Origin of the sequence: Nonomuraea sp. NPDC003709, from assembly GCF_040610775.1 — a bacterium.
GTDB lineage: Bacteria > Actinomycetota > Actinomycetes > Streptosporangiales > Streptosporangiaceae > Nonomuraea > Nonomuraea angiospora_A.
The window spans coordinates 52284-64807 of record NZ_JBEXMW010000034.1 but is presented as its reverse complement, the minus strand read 5'-3'; the positions used below and the strand labels follow the sequence as shown (position 1 = coordinate 64807).

Sequence of the window (12524 nt, the reverse complement as noted above, 5' to 3'; positions counted from 1 at the left end):
TTCCCTCCGTCACGCGATCAGTCCCAGGGTGCGCAGATCCTCGACGGGGATGCTGGTGCTGCACGAGCCGTAGCTCACCAGCAGCCGCCGCGCCCGTTTCGCGGTCTCACTCGGTACGGACTGCGCGAGCCGTACGAGATGCCCGACGTCGGTGGCCCGCAGCACGGGCACCGGGTCGCGCCCGTCCACGGCCTCGCAGACCGCGAGCACCAGGTTCAGGAAGCCGTGCCGGTCGACGCCCAGCGCGGGGTCGAAGTGGCGTACGGCGTGGTGCAGCCCGGCCGTGGCCTTGAACGGGATGTCGTGCTCGACGCAGAACCCGATGAACGCCGCGAGATGCTCCGCCGACGGGAACGTGTCGGCCGTCAGCCCGCCGCAGCGCACCTTCAGCCCGACCCCGTCGGGCACCTCGACGCTCACCTTCCCCGCCGCCACCTCCACGAAGAGCCGCACGCCCGCCGGCAGCCGGAGCCGGCCGGCCAGCGCCTCGATCGTCGAGCCCGGCGGTAGCACGGCCTCGACGAAGTCCACGGGCAGGTCGTCGAAGGGGGGCACCTCCTCCTGATCGAGGATCAGCCCGATCCGCCGCGGCAGGTACTCCATGTCGCGCAGCCGGTGCAGCCGGCTGGCCGGGCACAGGAACCGGTGCGTGAGCACGGAGCTGCCGCGCTCCTGGTCGCGCCGGTTGCGGGCCAGCGCCTCGTCCATGTGCAGGGACGTCGGCGGGAACAGGCCCGCGTCGTCCACGAGTTCGGTGTAGACGCTCATCGTGACCAGGTCCACGCGTAGCCGGTGTCCTCGCAGGACAGCGCGCCCTGCCCGAGGTCGAGCGGGCGGAACGTGTCCACCATGACGGCCTTCTCGCTCGTCGTCGTGATGCCTCGGGAGACCGCGTCGATCACCGCCTCGACCGCACCGGGCTGCGGCCCGTGCGTGAACCCGGCAGGATGCAGCGAGATCGAGCCGATGTCGATGCCCGAGCCCTTGCGCGCGGAGTAGTCGCCGCCCACGTAGAACATGAACTCGTCGGAGTCCACATTGTGGTGGTTGTACGGGATCGGCACGGACTCCGGGTGGAAGTCGAGCGGCCTCGGGCAGAAGGAGCACACCACGAACCCCGGCCCCTCGAACGTCTGGTGGACGGGCGGCGGCGCGTGCGTCTTCTTCACGATCGGCTCGAAGTCATTGATGTTGAACGCGTACGGGTAGAGGTAGCCGTCCCAGCCCACCACGTCGAACGGGTGGTTGCGGTAGACCAGCCGGCTCAGCCCGCCCCGCGTGCGCACCAGCACCGGCACCTCCTCCCCCTCGACCGTGAACGGCTCGGCGGGGCTGCGCAGGTCGCGCTCGCAGTAGGGGGCGTGCTCCAGGAACTGCCCGTACTGCGACAGGTAGCGCTTGGGCGGCCTGATGTGCCCGGCCGCCTCGATGGCCAGCACGCTGACCTGGCCGTCCGGCACCCAGCGGTGGATCGTTCCGGTCGGGATGACGATGTAGTCGCCCTCACCGGCCTCGATCACGCCGTACGTGGACTCGAAGCGGACCCGGCCGCCCTGCACGTAGACGCACTCGTCACCCATCGAGTCGCGGTAGAGCTCGCTCGGCCGGTCGCTGACGGCGTACGACAATCGGACGTCGCCGTTGCCCGCCAGCAGCATGCGTCCCGTGACCAGGTCGCCCGCGCTGGACAGCTCCTGCGTGCGGAAATGGCGTGGCGAGAGCGGCAGGTTGGGCTCCAGCCGGGTCTCCACCGTCGGCGTGACCGCCTCCGCCTTGACGATCGCGGTCGGCAGGTAGCGGTGGTAGAGCAGCGAGGAGTCGGACGAGAAGCCTTCCTCACCCATCAGCTCCTCGGCGTAGAGACCACCGTCCGGCCGTCTGAACTGCACGTGCCGCTTGCGCGGCACCTCCCCAACGACGCGGTAGTACGGCATCCGCTGCCTCCATGATGTCCGTTTATCGGACGGATATGTCCTTTATATGTAACAACCGTCCGCCATCGGCCTGGAGATGTCAACCCAGCGCGGCGGCCAGCTCGGCGGCGGCGGCGGCCACCCGAGGGCCCGTGGACTCCTCGAGCGGCCCGAACGTCACCACCCCCACCGACGCCTCCAACCAGGGCAGCCCGGTGACAGGCGCGGCGACGCCCCGCGCACCTTCCTGCAACTGCCCCTCCGTCGCGAAGTAATCGTCACGCCCCTCGCGCAGCGCCAGGATCGCCTGCCCCGCCGCGCCTTTCGTCAGCGGATGGCGCGAGCCCTCGCGGTAGGCCACGTGCATGTCGGTCCAGGACGGCTCCACCACCGCCACGGCCAGCCCGTCGTCGCCCTCGGCCACGGTCAGGTGCGCGGTCGCGCCCACGGCCTCGGCCAGCCGCCGCAGCGTCGGCACCGCCGCGGCCCGCAGCAGCGGCTGCACGGCCTGCGCCAGCACCAGCACCCCGAACCCGAGGTGCACCCGCCCCTCGGCGTCCCGCCGCACGAACCCCTCGTTCATCAGCGTCGTCAGCAGCCGGTACACCACGGGACGGCTCAGCGACAGCTCGGCGCTCAGCTCGGTCGGCGTCCGGCCGCCCCTCCCGTCGGCGAGCAGTCTCAGCAGGCGAAGCCCGCGTTCCAGGGTCTGAGCGGATTCAGCGGCCATGCGATCGATTATCCAGTGACTGTTCGCGCTGGTGAGGGTACTTACCGGGAGAGGTCGGGGGGGTGGCTATGCGGCAGTGGTGGGTGTTCCTGCTCGCGGGCTTCGCCGTGTGCGCGTTGTCCGCCGCCGTGCCCACGCTCACCATGACGCCGATGTCCCGGCAACTCCCCCTCGACCCCGTGCACGGGAGCCTGGTCGAGGACACCTTCTACGTCACCGAGGGCATCGAGGTGCACCAGCAGCTCCTGCCCGCCGCGAAGGGCGTCACGTTCCGCCCCGGCTACCTCGCGGTCGGGATCAGGGTCGACCAGAGCGGCCGGCTGTACGGCAAGCCGCAGCGCTCCGGCACGTACCTCGCCGCCGTCCGGATGTGCGAGGGACAGTCGTGCCAGGACCAGCGGCTCACCTTCGTCGTGCTCGGCAACGTGCCATGGGAGCCGCGCGAGCTGACCTTCCCCGGCCGGGCCGGCACCCCGCTGAACGGGGAGATCGGCATCAACGGCGGCCCGTCCGGCGTGCTGCCGACGTTCACCGTGACCGACCGCGCCACGCTGCCCCGCGACGTGATCATCGGGCCCGACGGCCACGTGAGCGGCGTGCCCGCGGCCGCGGGCATCTCCGAGGTGCCGGTGCGGATCTGCGTGGCGGGAAACTGCGCGGGCGTCGTGGTACGGCTGATCATCGCCTGAGCCTGCCCTCCGGCGCACGCGTGGTAGGGCTCGCCTCACCGGAACTCGGCGGCCAGCGGGCATGCTCTCACCCCGCCCGAAAGCGGACACTTCAGGCGTAGTCATTCACCTTTGGAGGCCACGCCATGACCACCGTCCTCGACAACCCCCGCAGAACCGACCCGCCGCCCGTCGTCCACACCGCCGCCATGCTCTGGCTGGTCGCCGTCGCCTTCGGGGCGCTGGAGACCGTGCTGGTGGTCTCCGAGCAGCTGTACACGGGCGCCTCCACGGTCGCCGAACTGCTGCCGCAGGTCGGGATCCGGCTGGCGGTGTTCGCGGGGGCCGCCTTCCTGGCGCTGCGGCTCAAGGCCGGGGCGAACTGGGCGCGCTGGACCCTCGGCGTGACCCTCGGCGTCTTCGGCACGCTCTCGCTCGTGATCGGCCCCGTCCAGTGGCTGCTGGCCGGCGGCTCGATCGCCGAGGCCGTCGCCGGGACGGCCGCGATGGGGCTGATCTTCGCGGGCAGCCGGATCCTGCACGTGGTGGCCGTGCTGGGGGCGGTGACGCTGATGTTCCAGCCCAGGGCCAACGCCTACTTCAGGTCAGCTTGAGATCGGCTCCCGCTCCGGGGCGCGCAGGTTGCGCACCCCGGGAGCCAGCAGGGCGGCGAGGGTGGACAGCACGATGATGACGGCACAGGCGAGCAGCGTCTCCTCCGTGCCGAACAGGTCGGCTGCCTGCCCCGCCACCAGCAGCCCGATCGGCCCGAACATCATCGACCCGAGCATGTCGTACGAGCTCACCCGCGACAGCGACTCGGACGGGACCTCGCGCTGCATCGTGGTCTGCCACAGGACGCCGAACACGTCGAAGCACACGCCCAGCACGAACGCCCCGGCCACGATCGCCCAGAGCGGCGCGTCCAGCCCCAGCAGCACGTACGGCAGCGCGGGCGGCAGGCAGAGCAGCACGGCCACCAGGATCGGCCGGCGCGGCCGCAGCCGCATCGCGACCAGCACGCCGACGATCGTGCCGACCGCCTCGCCCGCCAGGAACGCCGACCAGGCCGCGGGCCCGCCCAGCGTCTCCTTCGCGATCAGCGGGCCGAGCACCCCGTGACCGGCCTGGATGGCCATGACCATCAGCGAGAACTGCGCGACCACCACCCAGATCCACTGCCGCGAGCTGAACTCCCGCCAGCCGTCCCGCAGGTCGGCCAGCACCGAGTGCCGCTCCCGCCGGTTCGCGACCGGCTCCAGCCGCAGCAGCGCCAGCAGCACGCCCGCCACCGCGAACATCGCGCCGCTCATGACCAGCGCCCAGCCCCCGCCCCGGGCCCATCCCTCGTCTCCGCCGAGTAGCACCACCGTGCCGCCGCCCAGCACCGCGCCCGCCACCCGCGAGGCGTTCTGGCCCAGGCCGAGCAGGGCGTTGCCGGCCTGCAGTCGGTCGGGCGGCACGACCTCGGGGATGATCCCGGTCAGCGCCGGGAACATGATCGCAATACCCACCCCGGTCACCGCCGCCGCCGCGGACAGCGCGGGCAGCGGGGTCCAGCCGGCGAGCAGCATCGCGCCCAGCGCGAAGAACCCCATCGCCATCAGGGACTCACCGGCCATCATCACCCACTTGCGCGGCAGCCGGTCCGCGAGCACCCCGCCGAACAGGATAAACACGATCATGGGCACCGACTCGGCGGTGAGCACGACGGACAGGGTCGCGGCGGTGGCGCCGGGCAGGCCGAGCACGCCGAACGCCAGGGCCACCGGGGCGAACGCGCTGCCCAGGACCGACAGGGTCCGCGCCGACAGCAGCAGCGCGAAACGGCGATCCCGGAGCAACCCGAGATCGCTGAGATAACTGTGCACCGGCACGCCCCCCTGAAAACAGTCAAACCCCACCATTCTGCCGAGTTCTCTCGCCGATGTCGCCTGAATATTGGGTCCCGCTGACAAGACCGGAAGCGGAATATGTGCGCGTTTGGCAAGAATCCAGCCTCGATCTCCCGTAATTTGCTAGGACCCTGCTGTCGGCGAGGGGACTCCATTGGGGCGGCTGGTCTATCGCGGTAGATGGACGCTGCTGGCGCTCAGCCTGGTGGCGGCCCTGCTCATCGCGCCGCTGGCGCTGTCCGGGCAGGCGGTGGGCGGCGGCTTCGAGGACCCGCGCGCCGACTCGGCGACCGCCGCGCGCTGGAGCGCGGAGTGGTACGCCGGCCAGAGCCCCGACGTGGTCGTCCTCTACCGGCACCCGGCGGTCAAGGTGCGCGACCCGCGCTACAAGAAGGCGGTGCACGACTCGCTGCGCGGGCTGCCGACCCAGTACGTGCGCGGGATGGTCACGTACTGGACGACCGGGTCGAAGGCGATGGTGTCCGGGGACGGGCATTCGACGTACGCGATCGTCACGCTGAAGGGCGCCAAGCGGGCGAGCTACGCGGCGGTCGCGGCGCGGCTCAGGGCCGTCAAGAACCTGCGCGTCGCGGTCGGCGGGCCGGTGCCGGTGCAGGCCGAGCTCGACGGCGAGGCCGCCGCCGACCTGGCCCGCGCGGCTGCCGTCGCGGCGCCGGTACTGCTGGTGCTGCTCGTGGTGGTGTTCGGGAGCCTGGTGGCGGCCCTGTTGCCGCTGGTCGTGGGGCTGCTCGCGGTGCTCGGCGCGCTGGCGCTGCTGCCCGGGGTGTCCGTCTACTCCTTCTATGCCGTCGTGCTCCTCGGGCTCGGGCTGGCGGCGGCGTACTCGCTGCTCCTGCTCAGGGCGTTCAGGGAGGAGATCGGGGGCGGGGCGTCGAACGAGCAGGCCGTGGCGGGCACGGTGGCCACGGCCGGGCGGACCGTGGGCGTGGCCGGGGTGAGCGTGGCCGCGTCGCTGCTGGGGCTGACGCTGTTCCCGCAGCCGTTCCTGGGCTCGCTCGGGCTGGCGGCGGCGGCCGTGGCGCTGGTCGCCTCGGTGGTCGCGGTGCTCGTGGCGCCCGCCCTGCTGGGGGTGCTCGGGCGGCGCGTGGACGCGCTGCGCGTCAGGCCCATGTCCGTACGGCGGGACGGCGGGCTGTGGGACGGCGTGGCGCGCCGGCCGGTCGTGTACCTGGTGGCGGTGACGATCGTGCTGGTCGCGCTGGCGGGACCGCTGCTGCGCGTCGAGTTCGGGAACGCGGACCACCGGGCGCTGCCCGCCGCCTCCGAGGGCCGCCGGGTGGCCGAGACGATCGACCGCGACTTCGCCAGGAACGCGCTGTCGCCGATCGACGTGCACGTCGTGGTGGAGCCGCTGGACGGCACCGCCGTCACCGCGCTCGACGTCCGCCCCATCACGGAGCGGCTGGAGCGGCTGCCGCACGTCACCGGGGTCGAGACGGCGGGCCTCTCGCGGCCGAACCGCGCCGTGCGGCTGGCCGTCCGCCACGACCTCGATCCCCTGTCGGCGCAGGCCGGGGACCTGGTCGCCGCGATCAGATCCGCGGCCCAGGGGCCGGACGTCCGGCAGGTCGTGGTCGGCGGGCCCGTCGCGGCGCGGCTGGACCTCCTGGCCGGGCTCTCCGGCACGCTGCCATGGCTGGCGGTGGTGGTGTGCTCGGCGATGGCGGCGGTGCTGTCGCTCGCCTTCGGGTCGCTGGTGCTGCCCGTTCCGGCGGTGGTCGCGAGCCTGCTGTCCGCGGCTGCGTCGTTCGGGGTGATCGGGTGGGTGTTCCGGAGCGGCTTCCTGGATTTCGCCGGCCCCCTGGACGTCTCCGTCGCGCTGCTGATCGGGGTCGTGGCGTTCGGGCTGTCGGTCGTCCACCAGGTGTTCCTGGTCTCGGAGGCGCGTACGGGGGACTCCGCGGTGGCGGAGCCGCGGGCGGTGATCATCGGTGCGGCGCTGCTGATGGTGGCGGCCGGCGGGGCGTTCGCGACGGCCGGGATCGCGGTGGTGAGGCTGCTCGGGGTGGGTCTGTGCGTGGCGGTGGCGGTGGACGCCGTGCTGGTGCGGCTGCTGCTGGTGCCCGCCGCCCTGCGGCTGCTGGGCCCGGCGAACTGGTGGCCGCTGCGCGCCCGATCTCCCGCCGCGTCCCCGAGCGTTCACGAAGTCGAGCCGCCCCGCGAGAGGCCCTCACTCCCGCCCGCTCCTCAGGGCGATCGGCGCCCGTTGACGGGCGGGCGGCCCGCGATCACCGTCAAGGGACGGCCGGCCGTCTTCGGCGCGGACACCGATCCGGTGCCGGTGCCCGCCGAGCCTCCGCAGCCGGGATGGGTGAAGGTGGCGGCGGGGCGCACCCGGGCGGTACGCGCCGACCCCGGCGGCGCCGGCTGGACGTGGGTCGAGGTGGACGACTGAGTTCTCGTAACAAGCGCGGCTACTTCGCGTCGAATAGTGCGTGAAGAAGCCATAGATCTCATTGAACGTTATTGATCGTCCGGATAGTGTGCGATATGCCCACGATCATCCCCTGGAAGTAAAGGTGCCATGCGAAAGCGGCTGCGGCAGATCTTCGTCATCGGATTAGCCCTCTCGCTCCTGGGTGTCGGCGTCCCGGCGTGGTCGGAGGACGACCCCCGAGGCTGCAACGACCTGATGTCGGCCGACACCCCGGCGTACGTCGTCTGCCGATGGCTGGCCACCCCCGAGGAGGCCGCGGACATCGCGAAGTTCTGGCTGGACAACGACGGCGAGCACATGCAGGAAGCCGGTCCCTCGAACTCGATCCTGGTGGACTGCACCGAGGAGGGCAACTCCTGCCCGACCGACTCCGAGGGCGACGGCGAGATGCACGACGTCGACTCCCCGGACGTCCCCGGCGCCGAGGACGGCGGCACGCCTGAGTGCCAGAACAGCGACCAGTGCGGCTACGTCGACCCCACCGGCATCAGCGCCGCCGAGAAGGAGTCCGCGCAGGAGACCCCGGCCGGCAAGGCCGCGCAGGCCGCCGTCCAGACGACCATGCGCCTGTGGATCGAGACCGAGCTGGCCGACGACTACAAGGCCGGCAAGCTGGCCGAGGGCGTCAAGAAGATCGCCGCGCTGGTCGCCACGCAACCCGGGGTGATCGGCATCCGGTTCACCTCGCAGCTCGGCTACAACAAGACGTTCGCGACGGCGGACGAGCTGGACAAGTTCGTGAACGAGGCCACGGTCGCGCTGCGTACCGCGGTGCCGGGCAAGAAGCTGTCGGCGCACACGGTGGTGCCGCTGTTCGGCTGCGGCGCGAACGACGCCTGCAAGACCGAGATGACCAAGAAGTACCCGCTGCTCGACCCCGACCGCATCGGCGCCTGGCTCTCCAAGGGCCTGATCGACCAGCTCTCCCTGGACGACGGCCACCTGGGCACCGAGTACGCCACCTGGAAGATCGACGCCACCGAGGCCCAGCGCAACCAGTGGATCCAGGTCCGCGCCCGCGCCTGGGACGCCTATGCGCAGATCGCCAGCGAGGACGCCTCCTTCGCCACCGCCGGCACCTCCAACCTCAACGAGGAGCAGGCCACCAAGGCGATCACCGAGCGCATCGCCTCCCCGCTCCAGGACGACGCCGCCGAGACGGTCACCCTGTGGACCCGCTGGCAGAACGACCAGGGCCAGGTCAGCCGGGTGTACGGCGAGAAGTGGGCCGCCAACGTCACCTGGGACCAGCTCAAGAAGCTCGACGCGGTCCGCCCCCGCCTGGCGACCATCTACGACCCGGCCAACCCCGAGGTCGACGTGGCCACCGACCTGAAGAACCTGTCGGAGGTCTTCGGCCAGGTCTACCTGCACGCCGCCTGAGACATACCGAAGACGTACGAGACCGGCCAGGAGCGCGATGCGCGCCCTGGCCGGCCGCGTTCACAGGAGCGTCCCGCCTGTCACCTCGAACTTGGCGAGGGCCTCGTCGACCCTGGCCAGCGTGTCGTCGTGGAGGGTGAGGTCGGCCGCCGCCAGGTTCTCCTCGATGTGGGCGGGAGTGCGGCTGCCGGGAATGGTCACCACGTGCTCGTCCTGTTGCAGCAGCCAGGCCAGGGCGAGCTGGGCGGGCGTGATGCCGAGCTGCGCCGCCAGGGCCCTGATCGGGGCGTAGCGGTCGTTGTTGCCCGCCAGGTTCTCCGCCGAGAAGCGGGGCGCGTTGTGCCGGAAGTCGCCCTCGGCGAGCGCCTCCACGGTGCCCGTCAGGAAGCCGGTGCCGAGCGGGCTCCACGCCACGATCCCCACGCCGAGCTCCCGCGCGGCGGCCAGCAGGCCGGGATCCAGGGGGCGCCACATCGACCACTCGTTCTGCACGGCCGTCACGGGGTGGACCGCGTGCGCGGCCCTGAGCTGGGCGGCCGTCACGTTGGACAGGCCGATGTGCTTGACCAGCCCGTCCCGCACCAGCTCGGCCAGCGCGCCGGTCATGTCCTCGATCGGGACGCCGGGGTCGGGATAGTGCGAGTAGTAAAGGTCGATCACGTCGGTGTCGAGGTTGCGCAGGCTGCGCTCCGCGTAGCGCCGGATCAGGCGGGGGTCGGCGTTCACCCGTAGCTCGTTGAACGCGTAACCGACCGGGTGCGACCTGCCCGGCTCACCCTCGGGGATCGCGAGCCCGAACTTGGTCGCGACCACCACCTCGTCCCTGCGGCCCTTGATCGCCCGGCCCACGAGGCGCTCGTTGTGGCCGTCCACGCCGTACGCGTCGCTGGTGTCCACGTGGGTCGCGCCCCCGTCGAGCGCGGCCTTGAGCGCCACCTCGGCGCGGGCGTCGTCGACGTCCCCGTAGACGCCCGGCGACAGGACCATGGCGCCGAAGCCGATGGCGGAAACCCGCAAGCTGCCAAGAGTACGTGTCTTCATGGCCTCGATCCTGCTGCGCGCGCCTCTGCCGCGTCCAAGACCCCTTGGTATAACCATTGGTTATGGACGTGCACCTGCGTGAGCTGCGCTACTTCATGGCCGTGGCCGAGGAGCTGAACGTGACGCGGGCCTCGGAGCGGCTCTTCGTGTCCCAACCGGCGCTGTCCAAGCAGCTCAGGGTGTTGGAGCGGCAGCTCGGCTTCCGGCTGTTCGACCGGGTCCACAGCGGCGTGGTGCTCACCAGGCAGGGCGAGGCGCTCCTGCCGATCGTCCGCGACCTGCTCGAACGGTGGACGAGCGGGGTCGAGTCCGCGCGGGCCGCGGCGCCCGCCGGGACGCTGGTGATCGGGATGCAGACGGCCGTGGGCAGGGGGCTGCAGCAGGAGGCGCTGCGGGGGTTCCGTACGGCGATGCCGGGATGGGAGGTGTCGCTCAGGCTGGTGGGCTGGGACGACCCCAGCGGCGGGCTGGCCGACGGATCCTCCGACGTGGCGTTCATCTGGCTGCCGGTGCCGCCGGGGCTGCGGACGTACGTGCTGGCCACCGAGGGCAGAGGGGTGGCCATGCCGGACGGCCATCCGCTCGCGGAGCTGGCGGAGATCCCGTTCGAGGCGCTGCGCGACGAGCCGTTCATCGCCCTGCCGCCGGAGGCCGGGCCGCTGCGGGACTTCTGGCTCGCGCGGGACGCCCGCGACGACGAGCCGGTCGTCGGGTTCACCGCGAACACGCCGGAGGAGGTGTTCGAGGCCGTGACCAGCGGGCTCGGGGTGGTGCTGGTCGCCGAGGGGAACGCCGCGCTCTACAACCGGCCCGGGATGGCCTACCGCCCGGTTAGCGGGCTGCCTCCGGGGCAGCTCGCCATCGCGTGGCGAGAAGGTGATGTCAGCCCACAAGTCATGGCATTCGTCGACGCGCTGCGACAGGTCGCGGCTAAGGTCTGACGCGACATCCATTCACATGGAAGGGTGACCCCCAATGAGCGATTACGCCATCACCTTCGACCTCATCGACGCCGACAAGGACGGCCGCATCTCCGCCGTCGAGCTCGTGAAGCTGATGGAGGTGCTCGGCCAGCCGGTGACCCTGGAGGCCGCCCAGGAAGGCGTGCTGAAGCTCGACAAGGACGGCGACGGCCTGATCGACCTGGAGGAGTTCGCCGCTTTCCTCCAGAAGTGACAAAAACAAGCTCTTGCTACCCATTCTCCTGTTGCCTGGGTCACAATGGCGACGGGAGGGACGATGGTCATCACGAGTGAAATCCCCGTGCAGGCGCTCAGGGCGGGCATCGGCAGGGTCTCGGCAGAGGTGATCGAGGAGATCCAGACCCGGATCCCCGAGTACGCCAGGCCATCGGACGAGCTCTACATCAAGGTCGTCAGGATGGCGGCCGAGCAGGCCATCGAGGGCTTCCTCGACCGCGTCGAGAACCCGGGCGCCCCCTGGGACCCCGAGCCGTTCCGCATGATCGGCAGGGGCGAGGCGGCCGAGGGCCGCAACCTCGAGCCGCTGCAGACCGCGATGCGGCTCGGCGCCCGGGTCTGCTGGCGGCGGCTGACCGAGCTCGCCGAGCCGCTGCGGCTGTCCCCGCAGACCCTGTACGACCTGGGCGAGGCCATCTTCGTCTACCTCGACCAGCTCGCCGACGCGGCGGCCGAGGGCTTCGAGGAGGCCAGGGCGCACGCCGCGGGCGAGACCGAACGCCGCCGCGGCCGCCTGCTCGACCTGCTGCTCAGCCGCCCGCCCGCCAGCGCGGAGGCCATCGCCGAGCTGGCCAAGGCCGCCGGGTGGCGGCAGCCCAGGACGGTCGCCTGTGTGGCGTTCGACGACCGGCACGGCGCCTACCGCGCCCCCGCGCTGCCGCCCGACGTGCTCACCGGGCTGGACAGGCCCGTGCCCTGCCTGCTCGCGCCCGACCCCACCGGTCCCGGCCAGGCCCAGCTGCTCGACCAGGCGTTGCGCGGACGCCAGGCCGCGATCGGCCCCGCCGTGCCCCTCTCGGCCGCCGCGACCTCGCTGCGCTGGGCCGGAGAGGCCCTGGAGCTGTCGCGGCGCGGCATCCTGCCCCGGGGGCCGCTGCGGTGCGCGGACCACATGGCGACGCTGGTGGTGTTCAAGGACGAGGAGCTGGTCGGCACGCTGGCGGAAGCGCGGCTGGCGCCCCTGGCCGACCTGCGGCCCGCCCAGCAGGACCGGCTCGCGGAGACGCTGCTGGCCTGGCTGCGGCACGGCCGGGGCGCGGGCGAGGTGGCCGCCACGCTGCACGTGCACCCGCAGACCGTGCGCTACCGGCTGCGGCAGCTCGAGGAGCTGTTCGGCGACCAGCTGGCCGATCCGGACATCCGCTTCGAGCTGGAGATCGCGTTGCGGGCCAGGCAGGCCGTCCAGGCGAGCACCCGTACCTGAACCTCCTGCGGATACGGCGGTCTGAGCGCGCGC

Annotated in this window: 12 protein-coding genes; 7 read left to right on the top strand and 5 right to left on the bottom strand. The window is 71.8% G+C overall.

Annotation, left to right across the window (positions count from 1 at the left end; translation table 11 throughout):
* Window positions 1-9 precede the first annotated feature (9 nt).
* The 3 genes from ABZX61_RS57560 to ABZX61_RS57550 all read right to left on the bottom strand — a co-directional run bounded on the left by ABZX61_RS57560 (window position 10) and on the right by ABZX61_RS57550 (window position 2643).
* On the bottom strand, window positions 10-783 hold the full coding sequence (locus ABZX61_RS57560) for a hypothetical protein (RefSeq protein WP_355209600.1): 774 nt from the start codon (window positions 781-783) through the stop codon (window positions 10-12).
* Complete coding sequence (locus ABZX61_RS57555; protein ID WP_350738398.1) at window positions 765-1934, bottom strand: homogentisate 1,2-dioxygenase domain-containing protein; 1170 nt, start codon at window positions 1932-1934, stop codon at window positions 765-767. Before ABZX61_RS57555 ends, ABZX61_RS57560 begins: the two co-directional genes overlap by 19 nt.
* 79 nt (window positions 1935-2013) lie before the next feature.
* Window positions 2014-2643, bottom strand: a complete 630-nt coding sequence (locus tag ABZX61_RS57550) for a helix-turn-helix domain-containing protein (protein ID WP_350738401.1) — start codon at window positions 2641-2643, stop codon at window positions 2014-2016.
* Window positions 2644-2705: 62 nt separating this feature from the next.
* On the opposite strand from ABZX61_RS57550, the gene ABZX61_RS57545 reads away from it, so the two are divergent.
* A complete protein-coding gene (locus ABZX61_RS57545) occupies window positions 2706-3332 on the top strand; it encodes a hypothetical protein (protein WP_355209597.1) in 627 nt (208 codons plus the stop codon).
* Between the two features lie 125 nt (window positions 3333-3457).
* Window positions 3458-3925, top strand: coding sequence for a hypothetical protein (locus tag ABZX61_RS57540; RefSeq protein WP_355209594.1), 468 nt, complete (start codon window positions 3458-3460; stop codon window positions 3923-3925).
* On the opposite strand, the gene ABZX61_RS57535 is transcribed toward ABZX61_RS57540, so the two are convergent.
* Complete coding sequence (locus tag ABZX61_RS57535; RefSeq protein ID WP_355209591.1) at window positions 3917-5182, bottom strand: MFS transporter; 1266 nt, start codon at window positions 5180-5182, stop codon at window positions 3917-3919. The two genes, ABZX61_RS57540 and ABZX61_RS57535, sit on opposite strands and share 9 nt — an antisense overlap.
* Window positions 5183-5411: 229 nt before the next feature.
* Between ABZX61_RS57535 and ABZX61_RS57530 the strand changes: the two genes are divergently transcribed.
* Both ABZX61_RS57530 and ABZX61_RS57525 read left to right on the top strand, forming a co-directional pair.
* Window positions 5412-7622 carry an MMPL family transporter gene (locus tag ABZX61_RS57530; protein ID WP_355209589.1) on the top strand — a complete coding sequence of 737 codons (2211 nt, stop codon included), beginning with the start codon at window positions 5412-5414 and terminating at the stop codon, window positions 7620-7622.
* Window positions 7623-7751: 129 nt separating this feature from the next.
* Entirely contained in the window at window positions 7752-9047 is a 1296-nt protein-coding gene (locus tag ABZX61_RS57525; protein ID WP_355209586.1) for a hypothetical protein, read from the top strand.
* A gap of 60 nt (window positions 9048-9107) precedes the next feature.
* Here the strand turns inward: ABZX61_RS57525 and ABZX61_RS57520 are convergent, their stop codons facing one another.
* Complete coding sequence (locus tag ABZX61_RS57520) at window positions 9108-10088, bottom strand: aldo/keto reductase (protein ID WP_355209583.1); 981 nt, start codon at window positions 10086-10088, stop codon at window positions 9108-9110.
* Between the two features lie 62 nt (window positions 10089-10150).
* Between ABZX61_RS57520 and ABZX61_RS57515 the strand changes: the two genes are divergently transcribed.
* The 3 genes from ABZX61_RS57515 (at window position 10151) to ABZX61_RS57505 (ending at window position 12491) form a co-directional block, all read left to right on the top strand.
* A complete protein-coding gene (locus ABZX61_RS57515) occupies window positions 10151-11029 on the top strand; it encodes a LysR substrate-binding domain-containing protein (protein ID WP_355209580.1) in 879 nt (292 codons plus the stop codon).
* Window positions 11030-11063: 34 nt separating this feature from the next.
* Window positions 11064-11264, top strand: coding sequence for an EF-hand domain-containing protein (locus tag ABZX61_RS57510; RefSeq protein ID WP_192788314.1), 201 nt, complete (start codon window positions 11064-11066; stop codon window positions 11262-11264).
* A 63-nt stretch (window positions 11265-11327) separates the two neighbouring features.
* Window positions 11328-12491 carry a helix-turn-helix domain-containing protein gene (locus tag ABZX61_RS57505; RefSeq protein ID WP_355209577.1) on the top strand — a complete coding sequence of 388 codons (1164 nt, stop codon included), beginning with the start codon at window positions 11328-11330 and terminating at the stop codon, window positions 12489-12491.
* Window positions 12492-12524: the final 33 nt, after the last annotated feature.